The following is a 25,739-nucleotide window of genomic DNA, read 5'->3' as shown; positions in this document are numbered from 1 at the left end:
TACAGCGAGAATGTCGTAGAGATCTATCGCTCGATCCAGAAGATAAAAGTATCTCCCACGGTTGGGGGCTTTTACGACGACATGGTGCATGATTCTTATGCCGGATTCATCGAAAAACTAGGCGGCGAAGGTTGGCGCAAGCACGTTGAAGGACAAGGCTACCTGCGCTACCGCGCCGTGTATCGCGGCGACGACATACGCCTCAATTCCATGTATGCCCGCCGCGCTTGATCGGGATCCCGCACTAAAGGAGATCGGCGAATCTGTCCGATCGAAGCAGCCGTAAATGGAAAAGGAACCACGCTGCCGCAGCTCCTTTTTTTATATCGCGGCGCTTTGCAAACTCATTCAGACCACAGCTTGCCGGCGGTAGCCCAGTTTTCGCGCTTGACTTCCTGGATGATGATGTCCACCGATTCCGGGCCGCATTCCAGCGTCTGGCAAGTGACTTCGGTGATGGCTTTGACGAAAGCGCGCTTTTGCTCGGCGCTGCGGCCTTCGAACAGCTGTACGTTAAAAGTCGGCATGGCAATCCTTCCTGTAAAAAATGATCAGTGTTGGTAGCTGGGATCGATGGCATCCAGCCGGCGCAGCAGGGCGGGCCATTCCAGCAGGCCCTCCGGGCTGCCGTCGCCGAGCAGCTGGTCGCGCGTCTTGCTGCAAATCTCGGGCGGCGGCAAGTTGAGCCTGCCGCCGCCGGCATGGGCCTTGAGCTGGATTTCGCAAGCTTTGTCCAGTGTATCCATGAGGACGTAGGCTTCGGCCACGGTGCGGCCGCATACCAGGCTGCCGTGATTGCGCAGCAGCATGGCCGGCAGCTGGCCCAGCAGCTCGACCATGCGCTGCTGTTCAGCCGGTGTCAGCGCCAAGCCCTCATAGTCGTGATAGGCAATCTGTTCATAAAAGCGCAGCGCATGCTGGGAAAGCGGCAGCAGGCCGTCGGCCAGGGCGCTGACCGCCACGGCGTTGACATTGTGCAGGTGCATGACGCACACGGCATCCGGCCTGGCCGCATGCACCGCGCCGTGGATGGCGAAACCGCTGGCGTTGACCCGGTAAGGAGAGTTGCCGACGATGCGGCCCTGGCCGTCGATCTTGACCAGGTTCGACGCGCACACTTCGTCGAAACGATGACCGAACGGATTCAGCAGGAAATGCCCGGGTTCATCCGGCACCGAAGCGGAGATGTGGGTGTAGATCAGGTCATCCCAATGTTTCAAGGCGCACAGGCGGTAACAGGCCGCCAGGTCCTTGCGTACCTGCCATTCGGCGCTGCTGATGGTGGAGTCTGCCGGCATAGGAATCCAAACGTTAAAATGCGCGCCGATCGGCTAAGCGATCGACGCGCATCGAGTGATGTTGCAGCTACTGTATCAGCTTACCGGGACATCAGAAACGATGGCGGATGCCGAAGGCGATGCTGTTGCCGACGGTTTGCTCGGTGATCTTGTCGTACATGTAGATCGCATACAGGTCGGTGCGCTTCGACATATTGTAGTCGTAGCCCAGCGATGCCGTATTGCGCTTGAGCGATTCGCCCACCGCGGCGCCGGAACGCTTGGTATTGGCCCACGAGGCCAGCACCGCACCCTGGCCCAGCGGGATGCTGGTGCCGAGCTGCAGCGTCTTGTCTTTCAGGTCGATGTCATGCGAGGTCTGGTCGTAGGTCGCAAACAGTTTCGCCACCGTGAAGTCGTAAGTGGCGCCGAGGAACCATGCCGACTGGCGCGCTGCGAACATGCCGCTTGGCAGCGGGATGTTGGTGGACGGCTGCACATTGCCCGGCGACAGTTCCAGCGGATTGTTGACCTTGACGCGCTGGTAATAGGCGGTCAGCGCCAGCGGGCCGTGGAAATACAAGACGTTGGCGCCGATGTTGTTCTTGCCGTTGTTGCCCGCCTGCTCGCCGAACTGATAGTGGAAGTTGGCTTTCAGGCCGCCGAAATCCGGCGTGGTGTAGATGACTTCGTTGCTCCAGCCGGTATCGCCCGCCAGCGAACTGGTCCAGCCGGAAGCGTTGAACCAAGGCACGTCCAGGTGCAGGATCAGCGGCGACAGCTGGAACGAGTCGCCGAACGGGTTGAACAGGATCGACGGCAGGAAATTCGGCGCCAGGTCGCGGCCGAGGGAGACGGCGCCGAAGCTGCCGATCAGGCCGACGTTGGCGTCGCGCGAAAACATGGTTTCGTTGCCGTCGAAGCGGCCGACCTGGCCGGTGTCGGCGCGGAAGAACGAGGTCAGATTGAATTTCGCCTTGAGTCCGCCGCCGAGGTCTTCGGTGCCTTTGAAGCCGATCCAGGAAGTCGTCAGGCCGCCGCTGTTGACGACGCTGGTGCGTCCCGTGTCGCCGCTGTATTTCATCGAGCCGACGTAGGTGTCGACCAGGCCGGTGACCTGGACCGACGTTTGCGCCATTGCCGGCAGCGCGACCGCCGCGCCGAGGGCGGCGGCAATTTGCAGTGTTCTCAATCTGTATTTAGATGGGTGCATCCCTGTCTCCTGATTTTTATAAGATGGCAGATAAGTGGAAAATAGACTTCTGGTTTTATTCATCTGAAACAACACGCGTCCGTGTTCAAGCAAGGTCCGTGGAACCGCCACGGCGGGTTAAAAAAACGTTACGCAATAAACGGGTGGGTCGCGCGCCAGTGGTCGGCGATGTCGATGCGGCGGGTGATCCATACCTGGCCGTGGCTCTGCACGTAATCGAGGAAACGCGCCAGCGCGGCGGCGCGCCCAGGACGGCCGACCAGGCGGCAATGCAGGCCGACCGACAGCATTTTCGGCTGGTTCAGGCCGTGCGGATCGCCTTCGCGGTACAGCACGTCGAAAGCGTCTTTCAGGTAATCGAAGAACTGGGTGCCGGAATTGAATCCTTGCATGGCGGCGAAGCGCATGTCGTTGGTGTCCAGCGTGTAAGGCACGATCAGCTGCGGCTTGACCACGGTTTCGCCGCTGCCGTTGCTGACCTTGACCTGTTCCCAGAACGGCAGATCGTCGCCGTAGTGGTCGGCGTCGTAGCTGAAGCCGCCGTGCTCCAGCACCAGCCGGCGGGTATTGGGCGAGTCGCGGCCTGTATACCAGCCGAGCGGGGCGCTGCCGGTCAGTTGCTTGATGACGGCGACGGCTTCGGCGACGTGGGCGCGTTCAGTCGCTTCATCGATATTCTGGTAGCTGATCCAGCGCAAGCCGTGGCAGGCGATTTCGTGGCCGAGTTGCTGGAATGCGGCAGTCGCTTCCGGGTTGCGTTGTAGCGCGCGCGCAACACCGAACACGGTCAAAGGCAGGCGGCGCTCTTCAAACATGCGCAGCAAACGCCAGACGCCGGCGCGTGAACCGTATTCGTACAGGGATTCCATGCTCATGTGGCGGGCCGGAAAACTCTGGGCGCCGATGATTTCGGAGAGGAAGGTTTCCGAGCCGGCGTCGCCGTCCAGCACGCAGTTTTCGCTGCCTTCCTCATAGTTGAGGACAAACTGCAGGGCGATCCGGGCCCGGTTCGGCCATTGCGGGTGCGGCGGCGTGCGGCCGTAGCCGGTCATGTCGCGTGGATAATTAGGGTCGGAGCTGATAGTCATTGCTTGGCCTGGAGTATTGATCTGGTGTTCTGGATTATGTGTGCTGCAGCCATGATTAATATATGCCGGATAGTATATTGACCTGGACCCTGCGGTATATCATTTGATCGATACTCGTTTTCAACTAATCGATATAGGGAAATGCCATGGGAAACGCCTTTGGAAAATTAAGTACACACGTTTTGGATATTACCCAGGGCAAGCCGGGCGCCGGCGTCAAGATTGCACTGTATGCGGTCAGTTCCTCGGGCCGCAACCTGCTCAAGAGCGCCGTGACCAACCAGGACGGCCGGGTCGACGCACCTTTGCTGCAGGGCGAGGAAATGCAGGCCGGCCAATATGAACTGGTGTTCTCGGCCGGCGACTATTTCGCCGCGCAAGGCATCGACCTGCCAAGCCCGCGTTTTGTCGACCGCGTCACGCTCGCTTTCGGGATTGCCCATCCTGACCAGAATTATCATGTGCCGCTGGTAGTTTCGCCCTGGTCCTACTCGACCTATCGTGGCAGTTGATCAAGCAGCCAATTAAGCAACTTTCTTGCCAGCCGGCGACATTCCTGGCGCCGGCAGCCTGCCGGCAAAGCGGCCGATTCCCCCGCTTGCCGGCTATCGTCAAATAACCACATCCGCAAGATCGGTACGCCTTCCCATCCGCTTTGTGCTAAACTGTCTCTCAACATTTTGATTGGCAGCAGGATCGGTCGCAGCAGTCATGGCCCCGGTCAGATCAAAATTGAAAGAACGAGCGGCGCAGTTACCCGTCTTATTCAAGTCTTATTGTCCCCGCCCTCATTAATCCTCCTCTAACGGGCGCTGGACAGCAGTATCAACAGCTTTCTCTTTGACCAGGCCCGGCCTGCCGTTGAACATGAGCTCTGCGAATTTTTAATAAAATTTAAATAAACTACGTCGTACATGAATATTATTGAGGCCAAGAAAGTCCTCGAAACTGCATTGCTCTGTGCTCACGAGCCGCTGTCGCTTAACGACTTGAAAAAGCTGTATGCAGCAGGCGGTGAAGAAGACGGCGAAATCAATGCAGATACGATCAAGTCCATGCTGGCGGAGTTGCGCGACGACTGGACCGACAAAGGCATCGAGGTAGTTGCCCTGTCGACCGGATGGCGTTTCCAGAGCCGCCCCGAGATGAAGATCTACCTGGAGCGCCTGAATCCCGAGAAACCGCCGAAGTATTCGCGGGCGACCATGGAAACCCTGGCGATCATTGCTTACCGGCAGCCGGTGACCCGCGGCGACATCGAGGAAATCCGTGGCGTGACCGTCAATTCGCAGACTGTAAAGATGCTTGAAGAGCGCGGCTGGATCGAGGCCATCGGCCATCGCGACGTGCCAGGACGCCCGGCATTGTTTGCCACCACCAAGCAGTTCCTGGACGATCTCGGCCTGACCTCGCTGGATCAGCTGCCGCCGCTGCAGCAGGTTGCCAGGAATGACATGCAGGAAGGCAATCTGCTCGAATTGCAGGCGCTGGAAGCGAGCATTGAAGCCAGCGCGGTGCTGGACGCCGCCGCAGCGCTGGAAGCGGAAGACGCGGCGGCCGACGAGTTCCAGTCCGAGCAGTTGAGCCAGGATGAGCAAGACCAGATTGCTGCCGATGAGTTGCCGACAGCAGAACCTGCTACAGAAGATGTAGTCGTAGATACAGTCAAGACGGAAAATGCGATGGAAGCGGATGGGGAAGTTGCTCATTCGCAAATAGAGCCAGTTGCATCGAATGAAACCCACACCAACGACCACGCGTCCGAATCGGATGATGAAGCCACGCCAGGTCGGCATAACCAACACCTGAATAATGAACCCACCTAGTTCCAATGATGCACCGGTCGTCGACCTGACTGCCACAACCGACCCGAAGCCAGCCAAAAAGCCTAGAGCGCGCAAGGTTGCTGCGGCAGCCGATGCTGCGGCAGCCGATGCGCCGATTGTTGCGGCAGCTGATGTTGCAGAACCGGCCAAGCCGGCTCGTGCGCCGCGCAAGAAAGCGGTTGCCGCAGCGGATGCCAGCGCCGGCACGGTTGACGTTGTCGCCGAAGCAGTGGCGCCGGCCAAGCCTAAGGCTGCGCCGCGCAAGAAGGTCCAGGTCGTGGTTGAACCGAGTGCTCCGGTTGAATTTGTAGTGGAAGCGGCGCCGGCTGTTATTGCTCCGATGGTTGTAAATCAGGAAATATCGGAAACGCCGGCCAGGGAGCGGCCAGCCAAGCGTGGCGTGCGCGGTCCGCGCGCCCTGCGCAGCAATCGCGCCGCGCAACGAGCGCAAGAATCGGCGGCAGCGGCCGGTTCCGCTGTTGAAGCGGGCGATGCTGCTCCAGTGGAAGGCCAGCCAGGCGCAGCGCAGGCCGGCGACAATCCGGCAAGCGGCGAACCGCGCCAGCAGCGCGGCGACCGTAACAACAGCGCTGGCCGCAACGGCGAACGCAATGCGCGTGAACGGCCGCAAAAGGGCAAGAAGCCGCAGGCACAGAACGGCAAGCCAGGACAGGGGCCGCGCGGCGGCAAGCCGGGCGCCCGCGGCGGCGACGCCGACGAAGTATTCTCGTTTGTTACCTCCGAATCGTTCGACACCCTGGTCACGGCGGATGATCGCCAGCCGCAGAAAAGCGCGCGGCGCGACCTCACCGCCGAGGACGATGCACCAAAATTGCACAAGGTCCTGGCGGATGTCGGCCTCGGCTCGCGCCGCGACATGGAAGAGCTGATCATCGCCGGCCGGGTTTCAGTCAATGGCGAGCCGGCCCATATCGGCCAGCGCATCTTGCCAACCGACCAAGTCCGCATCAACGGCAAGCTGCTGCAGCGTAAAGTCAGCAAGCGTCCGCCGCGGGTGCTGGTGTACCACAAGCCGGCCGGCGAAATCGTCAGCCATAACGACCCGGACGGCCGCCCATCGGTGTTCGACCGTCTGCCGAACATGAAGGCGGCCAAATGGCTTGCGGTCGGACGTCTCGATTTCAATACCGAAGGCTTGCTGCTGTTTACCACCTCGGGCGACCTGGCTAACCGCCTGATGCATCCGCGCTACGGCATCGACCGCGAATACGCGGTGCGTACCCTCGGCGAGCTGGAGCAGGGCATGCGCCAGAAGCTGCTGGCCGGCGTCGAGCTGGAAGACGGCGTGGCGCAATTCTCGAAGATCGCCGACGGCGGCGGCGAAGGCATCAACAAATGGTATCGCGTCACTATCGGCGAAGGCCGTAACCGCGAAGTGCGCCGCATGTTCGAGGCGATCGGCCTGACCGTGTCGCGCCTGATCCGCACCCGCTACGGCGCCATGACGCTGCCGCGCGGCTTGAAACGCGGCCGCTGGGAAGAACTGGAAGAAAATGCAGTGCGCGACATGCTGGCGGCGCACGGCCTGGAAAAACCGGCTGCCCAAGGCGCAGGCGGCGGCAAGGGCCAAGGCCGTCCCGACTTCAACAAGGATCGCCAGCCTAACGGCAACCGTGCTTACAGCTCGCCGCAAGGACCTGGCGTCTACCGTGATCCTGGCTTCGGCCAGTCGCGCGGCAACCAGGGCCGGCCGCAAGGCGGCGGCAATGGCGGCCCGGCGCGCAGCCGCCAGCCCGATCCTTTGCAAACAGCGCTGGGTTTCCCCGATGCCGGCCAGCGGCGCAATGGCGGCGGCAACGGTTTTGCCCGTCCGGCGCGGCCTAACAAGTCGGCCGCGGGTGGTCATGGCGGCCAAGGCGGCGGCCAGCACGGCGGGCAGGGAATGCCGCGCCGCCGTCCGCGCGGTTGATGGATTCGGATTGTCAGCCATGGCGCCTGTGAGCGCCGTGGTTTGCGGCTTGGCCGCAACAGGAATGCAGGAGCTGGAAAGTGTTGCATTATTGACCAATTTGGCGCCTTGAGGCGCCTGATTGTCAATAAATGCAAATTTCCCGCATTGCGGTACATAGCCTAATCGTTTATAATTTACAAGTTAACAGAAGTCATCAATGGGATTCACCCCAAGAATTGATTGCAAAATCAATTCGCAGCCGATCTCGTGAAACTGCTTGAAATGACAAACGATAAGAAGATGGGCAGATGCCCATTTTTTTTTTGCTTTTCGTTTTGAAGCGGTTTTAAATGGCGGGAAATATAACGAGATGCGGTTGCGGGATGCGCGGACGTGCAGATCTTTATTAAGGAGTTGCTTTGCAGTTGCTGGAGCTAATTGAAACAACCGTGGTTGGCATGGGCTACGAGCTGGTCGAATTCGAAAAGGCCGCGCGTGGGCTGTTGCGCGTCTACATCGACTTTACGCCTGAAAATGCCGAGCAGGGCCAGATCACGGTAGAAGATTGCGAAAAGGTGACGCATCAGCTGCTGCATGTACTGACGGTGGAAAATGTCGTGTACGAGCGCCTGGAAGTATCATCGCCGGGCCTCGACCGGCCGTTGAAGAAACTGGCTGACTATGTGCGGTTTGCCGGCAAGGAAGCAATTGTGAAATTGCGCGTGCCGATGCCAGGCGCCGCGCACCGCAAGTCATTTCAAGGCGTCCTCGGTGAACCGGACGGCGAAAACTTGAAAATCGAATTTGAAACAAAAGATGGGGCGGCGATGCTGGATTTCACGCTCGCTGACGTAGACAAGGCACACTTGGTGCCGCAAGTGGATTTTAGGAGTCGCAAAGCATGAGTCGCGAAATTTTATTGTTGGTCGATGCGCTCGCGCATGAAAAAAACGTCGATCGTGATGTGGTGTTCGGTGCGCTCGAACACGCACTTGCACAGGCAACCAAGAAACGCTACGAGGGCGACGTCGACATCCGGGTCACGATCGATCGTGAAACCGGCGAGTTCGAATCCTTCCGCCGCTGGCACGTGGTGCCGGATGAAGCCGGCCTGCAACTGCCGGACCAGGAAATCCTGCTGTTCGAAGCCAAGGAACAGATTGACGACGTCGAAGTCGACGACCACATTGAAGAGCCGATCGAATCGGTGGATTTCGGCCGCCGTTTTGCGCAAGACACCAAGCAAGTCGTGCTGCAACGCATCCGCGACGCTGAACGCGAACAGATACTGGCTGACTTCCTGGAGCGCGGCGACTCGCTGGTAACCGGCACCATCAAACGGATGGAACGCGGCGACGCCATCGTCGAGTCGGGCAAGATCGAAGCGCGTCTGCCGCGCGACCAGACGATTCCTAAGGAAAACCTGCGTATCGGCGACCGTGTCCGCGCCTTCATCCTGCGTGTCGACCGCAATGCGCGCGGCCCGCAAGTGATCTTGTCGCGTACCGCGCCGGAATTCATCATGAAGCTGTTCGAGCTGGAAGTGCCGGAAATCGAACAAGGCTCGCTGGAAATCAAGTCGGCTGCACGCGACCCGGGCGTCCGCGCCAAGATCGCGGTTTTCACCGCCGACAAGCGCATCGATCCTATCGGCACCTGCGTCGGCATGCGCGGTTCGCGCGTGCAGGCCGTGACCGGCGAACTGGGCGGCGAGCGTGTCGATATCGTGCTGTGGTCGGAAGACCCGGCGCAATTCGTTATCGGCGCGCTGGCTCCGGCCAACGTTTCTTCGATCATGGTTGACGAAGAAAAGCATGCCATGGATGTGGTGGTCGACGAAGAAAACCTGGCGATCGCCATCGGCCGCGGCGGCCAGAATGTACGCCTGGCGGCAGAACTGACCGGCTGGCAGATCAACATCATGACGGCGGAAGAGTCGGCGGATAAATCGGCGGTGGAGACCGCTGCGATCCGCGCCCTGTTCATGGAAAAGCTGGACGTCGACCAGGAAGTCGCCGACATCCTGGTGGAAGAAGGTTTTGCCAGCCTGGAAGAAATCGCCTACGTGCCGATTACCGAAATGCTGGAAATCGATTCGTTTGACGAAGACACCGTCAACGAACTGCGTAACCGGGCCCGCGATGCGCTGGTGACAGAAGCGATTGCCTCGGAAGAAGGACTGGAAGGCATGGAAGATGCCCTGGTCAATTTCGACGGCATGGACCGGGTTACCGCCGGCAAGCTGGGTTTGGCGGGAGTCAAGACATTGACTGCGTTCGCCGGTTTGGCTTATGACGAATTTGGCGCGATCCTGGCTTTGCCGGCGGACCGTGCGCGTCATTTGATTGAAGACGAGTTTAAAGATGTGACCGACGATGAGATGAAACTCATCGATGCCAAGTACGATGATCATGCCAAGGCCCTGCAAGCCAAGGCATGGAATATAGCGGAAGCCAAGTGATCCAGTGATCCGAGAGGTTCCGATATCGTCTGCCGCGCCACATAGAAAAAGAGGACTGAATGGCGAGTAACAATGTAGCCCAATTTGCCACCGAGCTGAAAATGCCAGCGGATCTCCTGCTGACACAACTGCAATCGGCTGGCGTCCAGAAAAATTCGACTGACGACGCCTTGTCGAAAGAAGACAAGGATCGCCTGCTGGAACACCTGCGCCGTTCGCACGGTGCGGTGCCAGACAGCGAAAAGAAGAAGATCACGCTGACCCGCAAGGAAACCACCGAGATCAAGCAGGCTGACGCCACCGGCAAGTCGCGCACGATCCAGGTTGAAGTGCGCAAGAAGCGTACTTTCGTCAAGCGCGACGAACCGGTCGCGGAAGCGCCGGCAGCACAGGCTGCGCCTGCAGCGCCGGTCATCGACGAAGCCGAACAGGCGCGCCGGGTTGAAGAGGCGCGCCGCCAGGCTGAGCTGATCGCTCGCCAGGAAGCCGAACTGCTGGAGAAGCAGGAGCGCCTGGCCAAGCTGGAAGCTGAAAAAGAAGCGCAAGCCAAGGCTGCGCTGAAAGCCGAAAACGACGCCCGTAAAGCGGAAAGCGAAGCCAAGAAAGCGGCTGCCGAAGCACCGGCGCCGGCATCCGCTTCTGCCGATGCTGCCGTCAAGAAGCAGGAAGATCCTGCCGCTGAAGAAAAGAAGCGCCTGGCGAACGAAGAAGCCAAGCAAAAGGTCGCGCTGGCCGCCAAGGAAGCCGCCGAGAAATCGGCAGCGACTGAACGCGCCCGCAAGGCTGTGCAAGATGAAGTGGCGCAGATCAAGGCGATGATGAATGCGCCGCGCCGCGTCATCAAGGCGCCTGAGCCGGTCGCGCCTGCTGCAGCCCCGGCCAAGACCGCCGAAGGCACGTTGCACAAGCCTGCCGACAAGAAGCCTGGCGAGAAGAAAGACGACAAGAAAGTGGTGGTCGACAAGAAGTCGATCAAGTCCGCCAACGTCTCTTCCACCTGGCAAGACGATGCGGCCAAGAAGCGCGGCCTCGGCATCAAGACCCGCGGCAATACCGGCGGCGGACGCGATGGCTGGCGTGGCGGTCCGAAGGGCCGTCGCAATGCGCACAACGACGATCACGAAAGCAATTTCCAGGTGCCGACAGAAGCGGTCATCAAGGACATTTATGTTCCTGAAACCATTACTGTCGCCGAGCTGGCGCACAAGATGTCGGTCAAGGCTTCGGAAGTCATCAAGCATTTGATGAAACTGGGCCAGATGGTCACCATCAACCAGGTGCTGGACCAGGAAACTTCGATGATTCTGGTCGAAGAAATGGGCCACACCGCGCACGCCGCGAAACTGGACGATCCGGAAGCGCTGCTGGTCGACGGTGAAGAGCATGCCGACGCCGAACTGCTGCCGCGCGCACCGGTGGTCACCGTCATGGGTCACGTCGACCACGGCAAGACCTCGCTGCTGGATTACATCCGCCGCGCCAAGGTTGCATCCGGCGAAGCCGGCGGCATTACCCAGCACATCGGTGCATATCACGTGGAAACGCCGCGCGGCATGATCACCTTCCTCGACACCCCGGGCCATGAAGCGTTTACCGCCATGCGTGCCCGCGGCGCCAAGGCGACCGATATCGTGATCCTGGTGGTTGCCGCCGACGACGGCGTGATGCCGCAAACCAAGGAAGCGATCGCCCATGCGAAAGCCGCCGGCGTGCCGCTGGTGGTGGCGATCAACAAGATCGACAAGCCGGGCGGCAACCTGGATCGCGTCAAGCAGGAACTGATCGCGGAACAAGTGGTGCCGGAAGAATACGGCGGCGAATCGCCGTTCGTGCCGGTATCGGCCAAGACCGGCGAAGGCATCGACAACCTGCTGGAGCAAGTCCTGCTGCAGGCTGAAGTGCTGGAACTGAAGGCAGCGGTTGCCGCGCCGGCCCGTGGCCTGGTAGTGGAAGCGCGTCTCGACAAGGGCCGCGGTCCGGTGGCGACGATCCTGGTGCAATCCGGTACCTTGAAGCGCGGCGACGTCGTGCTGGCGGGTTCGGCTTATGGCCGCGTCCGTGCGATGCTGGATGAAAACGGCAAGGCGATTTCCGAAGCCGGCCCGTCGATCCCGGTCGAAATCCAGGGCCTGACAGAAGTGCCGGTTGCCGGCGAAGAAGTCATGGTCATGGCAGACGAGCGCAAGGCGCGTGAAATCGGTCAGTTCCGCCAAGGTAAATACCGTGACGTGAAACTGGCCAAGCAGCAAGCCGCGAAGCTGGAAAACATGTTCGACCAGATGGCCGAAGGCGAAGTCAAGAACCTGCCGATGATCATCAAGACCGACGTCCAGGGTTCGCAAGAAGCCCTGGTCCAGTCCCTGCAGAAGCTGTCCACCAGCGAAGTCCGGGTACAAGTGGTGCACGCCGGCGTCGGCGGCATCAGCGAGTCGGACGTCAACCTGGCGGTAGCCTCGAAGGCCGTGATCATCGGCTTCAACGCCCGCGCCGATGCTTCGGCACGCAAGCTGGCGGAAGCCAACGGCGTCGACATCCGTTACTACAACATCATTTACGATGCGGTGGACGAGATCAAGGCAGCGATGTCCGGCATGCTGTCGCCTGAGAAGCGCGAACAGAACCTGGGCCTGGTCGAGATTCGCCAGGTGCTGCTGGTCAGCAAGGTCGGTGCGATTGCCGGCTGTTACGTGCTCGAAGGCCTGGTCAAGCGTGGCGCTTCGGTCCGCCTGCTGCGCGACAACGTGGTCTTGTGGACCGGCGAGCTGGATTCGCTGAAACGCTTCAAGGATGACGTCAAGGAAGTCCGTTCCGGTTTCGAGTGCGGCCTGACCCTGAAGAACTTCAACGATATCAAAGAAGGCGATCACCTCGAAATCTTTGAAGTCGAAGAAGTCGCACGGACTCTGTAACAGCATAAGCAAGCGCACGGCAAGCATGTGCGCAGGCAAGGAAATCGGGCCTGACAGCCCGATTTTCATTTTGTAGTAACCTGTGTAACGTTGGTTGGCAGTTCATTTCTGAAAGACAAAGCGTGGCAACGCGCTGAATAAAAGCATGGCTAAACATAGTAAATCCATCCCTGGCCGCGGTTTGCGGGTTGCAGACCAGATCCAGAAGGACTTGTCCGAGATCATCGTCTTCGAGCTGAAAGACCCGCGGGTCGGCATGATTACGATTACCGAAGTGCAGGTGACGCCGGATTACGCCCATGCCAAGGTGTTTTTCACAATGCTGAACGACGACCTGGAAGCGATTGCAAATACCGTCAAGGGCCTGACCCAGGCTGCCGGTTTCCTGCGCAACCAGCTGGGCCGCCGCCTGTCTATCCATACCTTGCCTGCCTTGCATTTCATCCATGACAATTCGACCGCCCGCGGCGTCGAGATGTCGCGCCTGATCGACCTGGCGAACGCGACCCGTTCCAAGGACGATGGCCAGGATTGAACGATTGCCTGGTCAAGCTCAGTCAAGTTAACTAACGGTCACCATTAAAATTCGATACGGCTTGCTGGTGACTGCAGGCCGTTTCCGCTTTCTCCTTTTTGCATCCGCTACCCATGGCATCACGTCCACCCAAAAGAATCCGCGTTCCGCTCAATGGCGTCTTGCTGCTGGATAAGCCCGTCGGCTTCTCCAGCAACGACGCGTTGATCAAGGCAAAAGGCTTGCTGAATGCGCAAAAGGCAGGACACACCGGCACCCTCGACCCGTTCGCCACCGGCGTGCTGCCGCTATGCTTCGGCGAAGCCACCAAGTTTGCCCAGGACCTGCTGGATGCCGACAAGACTTACGAGACCCTGATCCACCTGGGAGTGCGCACCGCCACCGGCGATACCGAGGGCGAGATACTGGAGCGCAAGGATGTCAGCGTCAGCCGCGAGCAGATCGACGCTGCGCTGGCCCGGTTCCGCGGTCCGATCAAGCAGGTGCCGCCGATGTATTCGGCGCTCAAGCGCGACGGCAAGCCATTGTACGAATACGCCCGTGCCGGCATCACGCTAGAGCGCGAAGCCCGCGACGTGACCATCCATGCCCTGGAATTCCTCGATTACCAGGCGCCGTTTTTGCGCTTGCGGGTTGCCTGCAGCAAGGGCACCTACATCCGGGTGCTGGGCGAAGACATCGGCGCGGCGCTCGGTTGCGGCGCGCACTTGCAGGAATTGCGGCGGGTCCAGGTAGGCCACCTGACGCTGGATGGCTGCGTCACCCTGGAGCAGCTTGGCGCCACCGGCGAGGCCGAACGCAGCGCCTTGCTGGCGCCGGTCGACAGCCTGCTGCTGACGTTTCCTGAAGTATCCTTGTCCGAGCCGCTCGCCAAGCGCTTCCTGCAAGGCCAGCGCCTGACGCTGACGAAAGAAGGCGTGCCCTTGCCGGCAGCGGCTGGGCGGGTGCGGGTATACCTGCAGCCGGAGGATGCCGTATCCAATCGGCAACTGCTGGGGACCGCGCAATTGCATGAGTACGGGGTCTTGGCTCCCGAACGCCTGATTGCCACCGCGCAGCCCGCATAAAATAGTTTTTTAGCAATATCTGTACTGCGATTGAGACAGCAACTCTTTGAAATTACAAGGCTTTTCATAAAGTAGTGCAGCGCGTCATGCTATAATGCGCGGCCTCCCAAATTCCGCTACATCTGCCGTACTCCTGTGCAGTGCCTTAGCGAGCATTTTTGGCCGCATTTGTAGCTATATATTTTCTGCGCAATCGTTATCTGCGCACTTACTAAGTTATTCAATCTCCAAACTGACCATGTCAAACACACCTCGCGCCATCCGCAACATTGCCATCATTGCCCACGTTGACCACGGCAAGACCACGCTGGTTGACCAGCTGCTGCGTCAATCCGGCACTTTCCGTGACAACCAGCACGTCGATGCACGCGTGATGGATTCGAACGATATTGAAAAAGAACGCGGCATCACGATCCTGTCGAAGAACTGCGCAGTCGAATACAAGGGTACGCACATCAACATCGTCGATACCCCGGGCCACGCCGACTTCGGCGGCGAAGTCGAGCGCGTCCTGTCGATGGTCGACAGCGTCCTGCTGCTGGTCGATGCGCAAGAAGGCCCGATGCCGCAAACGCGTTTCGTGACGCGCAAGGCACTGGCGCTGGGCTTGAAACCGATCGTTGTGGTCAACAAGATCGACCGCGAAAACGCCGATCCGCAAAAGGCTGTGAACGCCACTTTCGAACTGTTCGACAAACTCGGCGCAACCGATGAGCAGCTGGATTTCCCGATCATCTACGCATCGGGCTTCAAAGGCTATGCAGGCCTGGAAGACACCGTCCGCGACGGCAACATGGAACCGCTGTTCGACGCGATCCTGAAGCACGTTCCTGCGCGTGAAGACGATCCTAACGGCCCGCTGCAACTGCAGATCACATCGCTGGAATACTCTTCCTACGTCGGCAAGATCGGCGTTGGCCGCATCCTGCGCGGCAAAATCAAGGCACTGCAAGACGTGGTCTGGATGAACGGTCCGGAAGACAAGCCGACCAAGGCCCGCATCAACCAGGTGCTGACTTTCCGCGGCCTGGACCGCGTGCTGGCCGATGAAGCGCTGGCCGGCGACATCGTGCTGATCAACGGCATCGAAGAAATCAGCATCGGTTCCACCATCTGTGCACCGGATTCGCCGGAAGGCTTGCCGATGCTGAAGGTTGATGAACCGACCCTGACCATGAACTTCATGGTCAACAATTCGCCGCTGGCCGGCCGCGAAGGCAAGTTCGTCACCACCCGCCAGATCAAGGACCGCCTGGACCGCGAACTGAAAGCCAACATGGCGTTGCGCGTAGTGCAGGCTGAAGGCGACGATTCGACCTATGAAGTGTCGGGCCGCGGTGAGTTGCACCTGACCATCCTGATCGAAAACATGCGCCGCGAAGGCTACGAGCTGGCCGTTTCGCGTCCACGCGTGGTGTTCAAGATGGTGGACGGCGTGCGCCACGAGCCCTACGAAAACCTGACTGTCGACGTTGAAGAAGTCAACCAGGGCGGCGTCATGGAAGAACTGGGCCGCCGCCGCGGCGACCTGCAAAACATGGAGCCGGACGGCAAGGGACGCGTGCGCCTCGAGTACCGCATTCCTGCGCGCGGCCTGATCGGCTTCCAGGGCGAATTCATGACCCTGACCCGCGGCACCGGCCTGATGAGCCACGTGTTTGACGAATACGCACCGGTCGACGCCTCCAAGGGCGAACTGGGCGGCCGCCGCAACGGCGTGCTGATCTCGCAGGACGACGGCGCGGCAGTTGCCTACGCTATCTGGAAACTGCAAGATCGCGGCCGCATGTTCGTCAGCCACAACGACCCGGTGTACGAAGGCATGATCATCGGCATCCACTCGCGCGACAACGACCTGGTGGTCAACCCGATCAAGGGCAAGCAGCTGACCAACGTCCGTTCGTCCGGTACCGACGAAGCGGTGCGCCTGGTGCCGCCGATCGAAATGTCGCTGGAATATGCGGTTGAATTCATCGACGACGACGAGCTGGTTGAAGTCACGCCGAAGAGCATCCGCCTGCGTAAGCGCTACCTGAAGGAACATGAGCGTAAAAAGGCTTCGCGCGACGCCTAAGCTGTCGAGTGAACCGGGGCCTTCGGGCTCCGCCACGAAAAACCCGCCGATCCGTGCCCTTGTCCAGAGCACGCATCGGCGGGTTTTTTACTTTCCGGGTTCAGGCGACTGCCGGGCTCGCTGCATGTTGCGCCTTGAGCACATCGCCGATGGCCGTAAACAGCTGGTCGATCTGTCCCGGTTCGATGATCAGCGGCGGCGACAGGGCGATGATGTCGCCGGTGGTGCGGATCAGCACGCCTTTCTCCCAGAAACACTGCAGGAAGGCATCGAAGGCGCGTGCGCCAGGTTTGCCTGCGACCGGCTCCAGTTCAATCCCGCACACCAGCCCCAGGTTGCGTACATCCTTGACGAACGGCAGGCCCTTCAGGCTGTGCGCCGCCTGCTCGAAATACGGTGCGGTCGCCGCCGCGCGGTCGAACAGGTTTTCGCTCTTGTAGACCGCGATGCTGGCCATTGCGGCGGCCGCCGCCAGCGGATGGCCGGTGTAGGTGTAGCCGTGGGAGAATTCGATGGCGTTGTCGGCGGCGGCGCTCATGAAGGCGTCATGGATATCTTGCCGCACGATCACCGCGCCCATCGGCACGCTGGCGTTGGTCAGGCCCTTGGCGCAGCAGATCATGTCAGGCATCACGCCGAAATAATCGGCCGCAAACGGTGCGCCAAGACGGCCGAAGCCGGTGATCACCTCATCGAAAATCAGCAGGATGCCGTACTTGTCGCAGATGAGGCGCAGCTTTTGCAGGTAACCCTTGGGCGGCAGGATCACGCCGGTCGAACCCTGGACAGGCTCGACGATCAGCGCCGCCACCGTGGCCGGATCATGCAGCGCCAGCAGGCGCTGTTCAAATTCGTCGGCGATCTCCGCGCCATGTTCCGGCAAGCCGTGTGAAAACGCATTGCGCCCGATATCCAGCGGATGGCGCAGATGGTCGACGCCGGCCAGCGTCGGGCCGAAATGCTTGCGGTTGCCGGCGATGCCGCCCACCGCAATGCCGCCGAAGCCGACCCCGTGATAACCGCGCTCGCGGCCGATCAGGCGCGTACGCAAACCGTCGCCGCGCACGCGGTGATATGCCAGCGCGATCTTCAGCGCGGTATCGACCGACTCCGAACCGTCGTTGCAAAAGAACACCCGGTTCAGTCCTTCCGGTGCAATCGACACCAGCGCGCTGGCGGCTTCGAACGCCAGCGGATGGCCCATCTGGAACACCGGCGCAAAATCCATCCTGGCAGCCTGCTGCTGGATTGCTTCGACAATCTTCGGATGGCAGTGGCCGGCGTTGGTGCACCACAGGCCGGCGGTGCCGTCGAGGATCTGGCGGCCGTCGTCCGTCGTGTAGTACATGCCGGAAGCGGAGACCAGCAAGCGCGGCTTGCTCTTGAACTGGCGGTTGGCGGTAAACGGCATCCAGAAATGGTCGGTGTTCAGGGTGGTCGGCATGGCGTCTCCTTGGCGGTTGGCGGATTTCAGGCTCTTGCCGATGATGGTAGTACGTTTAGGGCCGCTTCGCATGGCGCCGGCCAAGCCCGCGATATATAGGGCCGATTCCTCGCATGACCGTTACAGCATCCTGTCAACTTTGACAGGAGTCCGCCTCGAAATGTGCGTGCTAGCATAAATTTCCCTAGGCCCACAAGGCGGGGGCTCATTTAACTCTACAAGAGGAGTGATCCATGTACAGTTTTCGAAAATGGTTGGCAGGCGTTACATGTGTGGCAGCAATCGTTGTCAGCGGCTCGGCTTATGCAGCGCGGGCCGATATCGAAGTGACCTTGCAGGAAGCCAGCGCGAAAGGTGCGGCCGGTTCAGGCAAGGTGCTCTACACCATCACCAACACCAGCGCTGCCACCTTGCATGTGCTGAACTGGGAAACTCCCTTGAACGGCGTCAGCGGCGACTTGTTCAGCGTCGACCTGGGCGGCCAGCCGGTGCGTTACGTGGGACGGCTGGTGAAACGCAAGCCGGCGACCGACAAGGATTACATCACGCTCAAGCCGAACGAAAGCCGTGCGGTAGAAGTGGACCTTAGCGCCTACTACGAGATGTATCGCGCCGGCCAATATGTGATCAAGTACAAGCGCAGCGCCGACACCCTGGTGCGCGAAGCCGGCAATGCCGTCGCCGCCAAGGCCAGCGGCGCTGCTGCTCCTGCGGTCACGCTGGAAACCAATGCGATCCCGCTGTCGGTCGACGGCGGCCCGGCGCCATCGTCCAAACAGGCCTCTTCCGACCTGCTGGGCGCAATCAACGGCGCGGCGGCTGCATCCACCACCTTCGCCAGCTGCAGCAACACCCAGAAAACCGCGCTGACCAAGGCCCGCACCGACGCCACTTCGATCGCGACCAATTCCAGGAATTACCTGAATGCGAACAACACCGGCAGCCGCTACACCTGGTGGTTCGGCGCGGTCACCAGCGGCCGTTATACAACGGTGACCAACCACTACACCAACCTTAGCAGCGCGCTCGGCACCCAAGCGTATAAATTCGACTGCAGCTGCACCGAATCCGGCACTTACGCCTACGTCTATCCAGACCAGCCATACACGGTCTACCTCTGCGGCGCCTATTGGACCGCACCGGCCAACGGCACCGATTCCAAGGCCGGCACGCTGGTCCATGAAACCAGCCACTTCACGGTGGTGGCCGGCACCGACGACCACGTATACGGCCAGACCGGCGCGCACAACCTGGCTCTCAGCAATCCGACCAATGCCGTCGACAACGCTGATAACCACGAATACTTCGCTGAAAATACACCTGCACGTCAGTAAACATAGAGGCCCGCATCCCGCATCCCGCATCTTGCGCAGCCTAAGCCATGCCCGGCACGGACCGAGATCCTTGCCGGGCATTTTTACGTGTAGCGTGTTGTCCTGATTGCCTGCCGCGATCTGTCCTGGTGGCGCGATGCGGCCGCTTTAAGGCGGGGCCTTTGGCCGCGAGCGACTTACTGATAAACTAGCGCCTTTCGCCGAATTTGCGCGAACCTGACACCTTCGTTTCGTGGTCATTCCCACAGCACCCGCGGCAAGTGCACGTGCGGTGAACGGCAAGATATCCAGAAATCAAGCAAAATGGCGCATGAATTGCATGCGCGCGAAATCAGCATAAAACCTAATGAAATCAGCGAATTACAGTAAAAGGCGTGTTTCCGTGGCGCCCATGATGGACTGGACCGACCGCCATTGCCGCGTGTTCCACCGCCAGATCACCCGCCACACCTGGCTCTACACCGAAATGGTGACCACCGGCGCCTTGCTGCACGGCGACGTGCCGCGCCACCTTGATTTCAGCGATGTCGAGCATCCGGTCGCCCTGCAGTTGGGCGGCAGCGAACCGGCCGACCTGGCCAAGAGCGCCAAACTGGGGCAGCAGTGGGGTTACGACGAGATCAACCTGAACTGCGGCTGCCCGTCCGAACGGGTGCAGAAGGGCGCTTTCGGCGCCTGCCTGATGGCGGAAGCCGAGCTGGTGGCCGATTGCGTCAAGGCGATGCGCGATGCGGTGAGCATCGATGTTACCGTCAAGCACCGGATTGGCATCGACAAGACCGAATCCTACGAATTTGTCCGCGATTTTGTCGGCACCGTGGCGCAGGCCGGCTGCCAGACCTTCATCGTGCATGCGCGCAATGCCATCCTGAAGGGCCTGAGCCCCAAGGAAAACCGCGAAATCCCGCCGCTCAAGTATGAATATGCCTACCAGCTGGCGCGTGATTTCCCGGGGCTGGAAATCATCATCAACGGCGCCATCAAGACTACCGAAGAAATCGACTTCCACCTGCAATATGTCGACGGCGTGATGCTGGGCCGCGAGGCTTATCACAATCCCTACCTGATGGCCGATTTCGATTCCCGCTATTTCGGCGCCGCCGGCGCAGTGCCGAAGACGCGCGCCGAAGTGATTGAAGCCATGCTGCCTTATATCCGCCGGCAGCTGGCGCTGCATGGGCACGACGGCAAGGGCTTGCGCCTCAACAGCATCACCCGTCACATGCTGGGCCTGATGGCCGGCGTGCCGGGCGCCAAATCGTTCCGGCAGGCGCTGTCTGACTCGAAACGGCTGGCCCTGGGCGATCCCTTGTTGCTGGTCGATGCGTTGGCAAACATGCAACCATTGGCGGCCTGAGAGCGGCGATCCCGGGTTTTGGCCGGGTCTTGGCATAAAACGGCAGCAAACTGGTGTCCGTAAAACATTTTCAGTCTGCTAAATCCTTTAAAATAGCGACCTCTGGTTTATGTTTGTTTTACCAGGCTGCTCAGCAGCAGCCTAGCGTGCATAAGCCGCAACCTTCATAGCAAGATTTATAGCAAAGCTGGACCAGGCTACCCATAAGGCGGCTTCCGGGCCGGTTATCTCCAAGGCGAAACATGTCAATTGCAACAACTGAGGAAATCATTGCTGAACTCCGTGCCGGGCGCATGGTGATTCTGGTGGATGAGGAAGACCGTGAAAACGAGGGCGACCTGGTGCTCGCCGCCGATTTCGTGACGCCTGAGGCGATCAATTTCATGGTGAAGTATGCGCGCGGCCTGGTCTGCCTGACCTTGACCGAAGAGCGCTGCGACCAGCTCAACCTGGGCATGATGACCAGCCGCAACGGCACCGCCTACGGCACCAATTTCACCGTGTCGATCGAAGCCGCCGAAGGCGTCACCACCGGCATTTCGGCCGCCGACCGCGCCCGCACCATCCAGGTGGCGGTAGCGTCCGGCGCCAAGGCTGGCGATATCGTGCAGCCGGGCCATATCTTCCCGATCAAGGCGCGCAAGGGCGGCGTGCTGATGCGCGCCGGCCATACCGAAGCCGGTTGCGACCTGACCGAAATGGCGGGCCTGACGCCAGCCGCTGTGATCTGCGAAATCCTCAAGGAAGACGGCACCATGGCGCGCCTGCCTGACTTGTTGGAATTTTCCAAGGAACACGGGCTCAAGGTCGGCACCATTGCCGACCTGATCCATTACCGCGGCCAGCATGAAAGCATCGTCGAGCGCCTCGCCGAGCGCACTACCCACACTGCCCAAGGCACGTTCAAGACCATCGCCTATCGCGATACGCCTAGCGGCGGCGCCCACCTGGCCCTGCTGCACGGCACGCCATCGCCGGATGTGGAAACCCTGGTGCGCGTGCACCAGCCGGTATCGATCCTGGATTTGCTGGAAACCGAAGCCACCAACCATTCCTGGAACATGGCGTCGGCCCTGGCGGCGATCTCCGCTTCGCCGTGCGGCGTGGTGGTGCTGCTCAACTGCGAAGAATCGGCCGACCAGATCTTCGCCAAGTTCGCCGCGCTGGAAGCAGCTTGCAGCGGCGTCAAGCCGCCGCCGCCGCGGGTCGACCTGCGGACATACGGCATCGGCGCACAGATCCTGAAAGACCTCGGCGTCGGCAAGATGAAGCTGCTGGCCAGCCCGCGCAAGATGCCGTCGATGACGGGTTACGACCTGGAGATCACCGGTTATCAAAACAAGCCGAATGCTTGAAGAGTAGAAGAGTAGAGTGCTGTAGCGGTGTCTGTTGTAGCCGACGTTTGCAGTAATTGATGAATAGATAAGCGCCTGGTGCGTATAAGAGGAAAACCATGACAGTCGGAATTTACGAAACCAATCTGGATGGTGCAGACTTGCGCATCGGTATTGTGCAAGCCCGCTTCAACGAAGATGTCTGCCACGGCTTGATCTCGGCCTGCCTGGCGGAGCTGAAGCACCTGGGCGTGGCGGATGAAGACATCCTGCACGTCACCGTGCCCGGCGCGCTGGAAATCCCGCTGGCGCTGCAGAAGATGGCAGAGACCATGCAGTTCGATGCGCTGATCGCGATCGGCGCCGTCATCCGCGGCGAGACTTACCATTTCGAGCTGGTCTCGAATGAATCCGGCGCCGGCATCACGCGCGTCGGCCTGGACTCCGGCATCCCGATCGCGAACGCCGTGCTGACCACCGAGAACGACGAGCAGGCCGAAGCGCGGATGGAAGAGAAGGGCACCGACGCCGCGCGGGTGGCGGTGGAAATGGCGAACCTGGCGATCGCGCTGGAAGAGCTGGCGGAAGCCACCAGCGAAGAATAAGATGTTGTGACAGGCAAGGCGCCGGTGGTGCTTGCTTTTTGTATTCGAACTTTGATGTACCAGCTGGAAAAATTATGACTAATAAAACTTTGCACGCCAATCCGAGCAAGAGCCGCACGCCGCGTCACCGCGCGCGCGAATTCGCGTTGCAGGGCCTGTACCAATGGCTGTTGAACAATGAAGACGTGACCGCGATCAGCGAAAACATCCGCCAGGCGCACGGTTTCGACAAGGCCGACGCCGAGCATTTCAACTCGCTGCTGTACGGTGCGATCAAGGACGCCGGCACCTTGCGCGCCGGCCTGGAGCCGCTGATCGACCGCAAGATCAGCGAGCTGTCGCCGGTGGAACACGCGGCCCTGCTGATCGGCGCTTTCGAACTGCAGAACCACGTTGAAATCCCTTACCGCGTAGTCATCAACGAAGCGGTCGAACTGACCAAATCGTTCGGCGGCATAGACGGCCACAAATATGTGAACGGCGTGCTGGACAAATTTGCCGCCAAGGCGCGCGCCGTGGAAATCGGCGCCGGCAAGAAATCCTGATCCAGCAATCAAGGCGGAGCCGCGGATGCTGCGTTATCGCTTCCGGTTCCGTGTTTCAGGCGAGGCGAACAGCCGCTGACAGGTAGCGCCGCGCCACTCGGAAAAGCATTCATGACATTCTCGCACCTGGCTTCACGCCTCGACAACATCGCACCGTTCCATGTGATGGAGCTGGCAAAAATGGCTGCAGCGCTGGAGCGGCAAGGCCGCCACATTATCCACATGGGTATCGGCGAACCTGATTTCACCGCGGCGCCGCTGGTGATCGAAGCCGCCGCCAAGGCCATGGCCGACGGCAAGATGCAGTACACCTCGGCCACCGGCCTGCCGGCGCTGCGGGAAGCGATCTCGGCCCATTACCGCCAGGTATTCGGCCTCGATATCGCGCCCGAGCGCATTGTCGTCACCGCCGGCGCTTCGGCCGCCTTGCTGCTGGCTTGCGCGGCGTTGGTGGAAAAGGGCAGCGAGGTGCTGATGCCTGATCCGTCCTACCCCTGCAATCGCCACTTTGTCGCGGCCTTCGACGGCCAGGCGAAAATGATCGCCAGCGGTCCGCAGCAGCGCTTCCAGCTGTCCGACCAGATGGTGCGCGAGCACTGGGGTGAGCAGACGCGCGGCGTGCTGCTGGCGTCGCCGTCCAATCCGACCGGCACCTCGATCCTGCACAGCGAGCTGGAGAAGATCATCGCCACCGTGCGTGGCAAGGGCGGCTTTTCCATCGTCGATGAAATCTACCAAGGCCTGAGCTACGAAGGCGACCCGTTTTCGGCGCTGTCGCTGGGCGACGACATCATCGTCATCAACAGTTTCTCCAAATATTTCAACATGACCGGCTGGCGTCTCGGCTGGCTGGTGCTGCCGGAAGCGCTGGTGGCGCCTATCGAAAAACTCGCCCAGAACCTGTTCATCTGCCCTTCGGCGATTGCCCAGCACGCGGCGCTGGCTTGTTTCGAGCCCGAGTCGCTGGCTTTGTACGAGTCGCGCAAGAGCGAATTCAAGCGCCGCCGCGATTACCTGGTGCCGGCCCTGGTCGAACTGGGTTTCAAGGTGCCGGTGATGCCGGATGGCGCGTTTTATGTGTATGCGGATTGCAGCGCCCTGTTTAAGGAAGGCGACGACGCCGACAAGTTCGTCAAGGAAGTCTTGAACCAGGCCGGCGTCAGCATGGTTTCCGGCCTGGATTTTGGCCCCTATACGGCACAGCACTACGTCCGCTTGTCGTACGCGACTTCAATGGAAAACCTGCAAGAAGCGGTACGTCGCCTGGGGCAGTTTCTCGGCAAGGATTAAATTCAGACAATGTTCGCTGCCGGCATTCCGGCGGTATTGAAAAAGGAGCTTCCATGCACTTCGTTTTCCCTCCCAAACCGGCAGCAGCCGTTCCCGTGGCCGGCAGCGACCAATTGTTTCCGGTGCACCGGATCTACTGCGTCGGCCGCAATTATGCCGAACACGCCAAGGAAATGGGCAGCAGCGGCCGTGAAGCGCCGTTCTTCTTCATGAAGCCCGCCGATGCGGTGCTGCCGGTCGCCCACGGCAGCACAGGCGAGATGCCTTATCCATCCATGACCCAGGACCTGCATCACGAAATCGAGCTGGTGGTGGCGCTGGCCACCGGCGGCAAGAATATTCCGGCGGCGGAAGCCGTCAAGCACATCTGGGGTTACGCAGTCGGGCTCGACATGACCCGCCGCGACCTGCAGGGCGAAGCCAAGAAGCTGGGACGGCCATGGTGCACCGGCAAGGGCTTTGATCATTCGGCGCCGATTTCGCCCATCCATCCGATCGGCGCCACCGGCGTCATCGAGCAAGGCGATATCCACCTGGACGTGAACGGCGCATTGCGTCAGAAGGGCGACATCAACCAGATGATCTGGAACATCGCCGAGACCATTGAGCAACTGTCCGCCTATTTTGAACTGCAGGCCGGCGACCTGATTTTTACCGGCACGCCGGCCGGGGTTGCCGCCGTAGGCAAGGGCGACTTGCTGGAAGGATCGGTAGCCGGTGTCGGCGATCTGCGCGTACGCCTGGTCTGAGCAGATACCGATGAAACTGTATAGCTACTTCCGCAGCTCCGCCTCCTACCGGGTACGGATTGCCTTGAACTTGAAAGGCATGCCCTACGATACCGTTCCCGTGCATCTGCTGAAACATGGCGGCGAGCAGCTCAGCCAGATGTACCGGACCTTGAACAGCGACGGCCTGGTGCCGACCATGGTCGACGACGATGCAGTCGACGGCCAGGCGGTGCTGACGCAGTCGCTGGCGATCCTGGAGTACCTGGAAGAAATCCATCCGGCGCCGGCATTGCTGCCGCCGGCCGCGCTGGACCGGGCTTTCGTACGCAGCATAGCCTTGTCGATTGCCTGCGACATCCACCCGCTCAACAACCTGCGCGTGCTGCGTTACCTGGTGCACGAATTGAAAGTGGATGAAAACGCCAAGAACGCCTGGTACCGGCACTGGTGCGAAAGCGGCCTGGCGGCGCTGGAGGTGACGCTGGCCAGGGACAGCCGGCCCGGCAAGTTCTGTTTCGGCGATACGCCGACGCTGGCCGACTGCTGCCTGGTGCCGCAGATTTTCAATGCACAGCGCCTGAAATGCGACCTGTCGGCGATGCCGACCGTGATGGGCATTTACCAGAACTGCCAGCAGCTTGACGCCTTTAGCAAGGCAGCGCCGGAAAACCAGCCGGATGCGGAAGCCTGAACCGGGTCAGCGACAATAAAAAAGCCAGGATGTGCAACCACCCTGG

23 protein-coding genes are annotated in these 25,739 nt (G+C 60.4%); 18 read left to right on the top strand and 5 right to left on the bottom strand.

Translation table 11 applies throughout. From position 1 onward, the window contains the following. The coding region (locus BM062_RS25675; protein ID WP_217647616.1) for a hypothetical protein at positions 1–231 on the top strand (231 nt) is incomplete at its 5' end. A 113-nt stretch (positions 232–344) separates the two neighbouring features. Here BM062_RS25675 and BM062_RS19340 read toward each other — a convergent pair. The 4 genes from BM062_RS19340 to puuE all read right to left on the bottom strand — a co-directional run bounded on the left by BM062_RS19340 (position 345) and on the right by puuE (position 3,578). Continuing rightward, positions 345–527 (bottom strand): 4-oxalocrotonate tautomerase, encoded by a 183-nt coding sequence (locus BM062_RS19340; RefSeq protein ID WP_092399838.1) that lies wholly within the window; start codon positions 525–527, stop codon positions 345–347. A gap of 24 nt (positions 528–551) precedes the next feature. Further along, a complete protein-coding gene (locus BM062_RS19335) occupies positions 552–1,298 on the bottom strand; it encodes a class II aldolase/adducin family protein (protein WP_092399836.1) in 747 nt (248 codons plus the stop codon). 91 nt (positions 1,299–1,389) lie between these two features. Beyond that, on the bottom strand, positions 1,390–2,490 hold the full coding sequence (locus BM062_RS19330) for a porin (RefSeq protein WP_175501090.1): 1,101 nt from the start codon (positions 2,488–2,490) through the stop codon (positions 1,390–1,392). A gap of 128 nt (positions 2,491–2,618) precedes the next feature. Then, positions 2,619–3,578 (bottom strand): allantoinase PuuE, encoded by a 960-nt coding sequence (gene puuE, locus BM062_RS19325; RefSeq protein WP_092399832.1) that lies wholly within the window; start codon positions 3,576–3,578, stop codon positions 2,619–2,621. A 146-nt stretch (positions 3,579–3,724) separates the two neighbouring features. On the opposite strand from puuE, the gene uraH reads away from it, so the two are divergent. The 9 genes from uraH (at position 3,725) to typA (ending at position 16,362) form a co-directional block, all read left to right on the top strand. Continuing rightward, positions 3,725–4,090 (top strand): hydroxyisourate hydrolase, encoded by a 366-nt coding sequence (gene uraH, locus BM062_RS19320; protein WP_092399830.1) that lies wholly within the window; start codon positions 3,725–3,727, stop codon positions 4,088–4,090. A 402-nt stretch (positions 4,091–4,492) separates the two neighbouring features. Then, complete coding sequence (gene scpB, locus BM062_RS19315; protein ID WP_092399828.1) at positions 4,493–5,404, top strand: SMC-Scp complex subunit ScpB; 912 nt, start codon at positions 4,493–4,495, stop codon at positions 5,402–5,404. Continuing rightward, a complete protein-coding gene (rluB, locus tag BM062_RS19310) occupies positions 5,391–7,334 on the top strand; it encodes a 23S rRNA pseudouridine(2605) synthase RluB (protein ID WP_092399826.1) in 1,944 nt (647 codons plus the stop codon). Before scpB ends, rluB begins: the two co-directional genes overlap by 14 nt. Positions 7,335–7,735: 401 nt before the next feature. Then, on the top strand, positions 7,736–8,221 hold the full coding sequence (gene rimP, locus BM062_RS19305; RefSeq protein WP_092399824.1) for a ribosome maturation factor RimP: 486 nt from the start codon (positions 7,736–7,738) through the stop codon (positions 8,219–8,221). After that, positions 8,218–9,777 (top strand): transcription termination factor NusA, encoded by a 1,560-nt coding sequence (gene nusA / locus BM062_RS19300; protein WP_092399822.1) that lies wholly within the window; start codon positions 8,218–8,220, stop codon positions 9,775–9,777. Before rimP ends, nusA begins: the two co-directional genes overlap by 4 nt. A gap of 59 nt (positions 9,778–9,836) precedes the next feature. Then, positions 9,837–12,686 carry a translation initiation factor IF-2 gene (infB, locus tag BM062_RS19295; RefSeq protein ID WP_092399820.1) on the top strand — a complete coding sequence of 950 codons (2,850 nt, stop codon included), beginning with the start codon at positions 9,837–9,839 and terminating at the stop codon, positions 12,684–12,686. A 145-nt stretch (positions 12,687–12,831) separates the two neighbouring features. Further along, a complete protein-coding gene (gene rbfA, locus BM062_RS19290; RefSeq protein ID WP_014007418.1) occupies positions 12,832–13,221 on the top strand; it encodes a 30S ribosome-binding factor RbfA in 390 nt (129 codons plus the stop codon). A gap of 113 nt (positions 13,222–13,334) precedes the next feature. Next, complete coding sequence (truB, locus tag BM062_RS19285) at positions 13,335–14,288, top strand: tRNA pseudouridine(55) synthase TruB (RefSeq protein ID WP_092399818.1); 954 nt, start codon at positions 13,335–13,337, stop codon at positions 14,286–14,288. A gap of 238 nt (positions 14,289–14,526) precedes the next feature. Next, positions 14,527–16,362, top strand: coding sequence for a translational GTPase TypA (gene typA, locus BM062_RS19280; RefSeq protein ID WP_092399816.1), 1,836 nt, complete (start codon positions 14,527–14,529; stop codon positions 16,360–16,362). 100 nt (positions 16,363–16,462) lie between these two features. Here typA and BM062_RS19275 read toward each other — a convergent pair whose 3' ends face one another. Beyond that, the gene (locus BM062_RS19275) at positions 16,463–17,806 is read right to left on the bottom strand and encodes an omega-aminotransferase AptA (RefSeq protein ID WP_092399848.1); all 1,344 of its coding nucleotides are present in this window, start codon (positions 17,804–17,806) and stop codon (positions 16,463–16,465) included. Between the two features lie 272 nt (positions 17,807–18,078). Here BM062_RS19275 and BM062_RS19270 point away from each other — a divergent pair, with 272 nt between their 5' ends. The 8 genes from BM062_RS19270 (at position 18,079) to maiA (ending at position 25,693) form a co-directional block, all read left to right on the top strand. Beyond that, positions 18,079–19,140 (top strand): M35 family metalloendopeptidase, encoded by a 1,062-nt coding sequence (locus tag BM062_RS19270; protein ID WP_254785164.1) that lies wholly within the window; start codon positions 18,079–18,081, stop codon positions 19,138–19,140. Between the two features lie 346 nt (positions 19,141–19,486). Then, positions 19,487–20,497, top strand: a complete 1,011-nt coding sequence (dusA, locus tag BM062_RS19265) for a tRNA dihydrouridine(20/20a) synthase DusA (RefSeq protein ID WP_092399812.1) — start codon at positions 19,487–19,489, stop codon at positions 20,495–20,497. A gap of 242 nt (positions 20,498–20,739) precedes the next feature. Then, positions 20,740–21,852: a bifunctional 3,4-dihydroxy-2-butanone-4-phosphate synthase/GTP cyclohydrolase II gene (ribBA, locus tag BM062_RS19260; protein WP_092399810.1), complete on the top strand. Its 1,113-nt coding sequence runs from the start codon at positions 20,740–20,742 to the stop codon at positions 21,850–21,852. A 98-nt stretch (positions 21,853–21,950) separates the two neighbouring features. Beyond that, entirely contained in the window at positions 21,951–22,436 is a 486-nt protein-coding gene (ribH, locus tag BM062_RS19255; RefSeq protein WP_092399808.1) for a 6,7-dimethyl-8-ribityllumazine synthase, read from the top strand. A 74-nt stretch (positions 22,437–22,510) separates the two neighbouring features. Continuing rightward, positions 22,511–22,981 (top strand): transcription antitermination factor NusB, encoded by a 471-nt coding sequence (gene nusB / locus BM062_RS19250; protein ID WP_092399806.1) that lies wholly within the window; start codon positions 22,511–22,513, stop codon positions 22,979–22,981. 111 nt (positions 22,982–23,092) lie between these two features. Beyond that, positions 23,093–24,271, top strand: coding sequence for a pyridoxal phosphate-dependent aminotransferase (locus tag BM062_RS19245; protein ID WP_092399804.1), 1,179 nt, complete (start codon positions 23,093–23,095; stop codon positions 24,269–24,271). A gap of 53 nt (positions 24,272–24,324) precedes the next feature. Then, positions 24,325–25,020: a fumarylacetoacetate hydrolase family protein gene (locus tag BM062_RS19240; protein WP_092399802.1), complete on the top strand. Its 696-nt coding sequence runs from the start codon at positions 24,325–24,327 to the stop codon at positions 25,018–25,020. Between the two features lie 10 nt (positions 25,021–25,030). After that, the gene (gene maiA / locus BM062_RS19235) at positions 25,031–25,693 is read left to right on the top strand and encodes a maleylacetoacetate isomerase (protein ID WP_092399800.1); all 663 of its coding nucleotides are present in this window, start codon (positions 25,031–25,033) and stop codon (positions 25,691–25,693) included. Positions 25,694–25,739 lie beyond the last annotated feature (46 nt).

It is taken from the genome of Collimonas sp. OK412 (assembly GCF_900112135.1).
Classification (GTDB): domain Bacteria; phylum Pseudomonadota; class Gammaproteobacteria; order Burkholderiales; family Burkholderiaceae_D; genus Collimonas; species Collimonas rhizosphaerae.
Note: the sequence above shows the minus strand (reverse complement) of the source record. Positions and strands in the feature narration are given on the sequence as shown.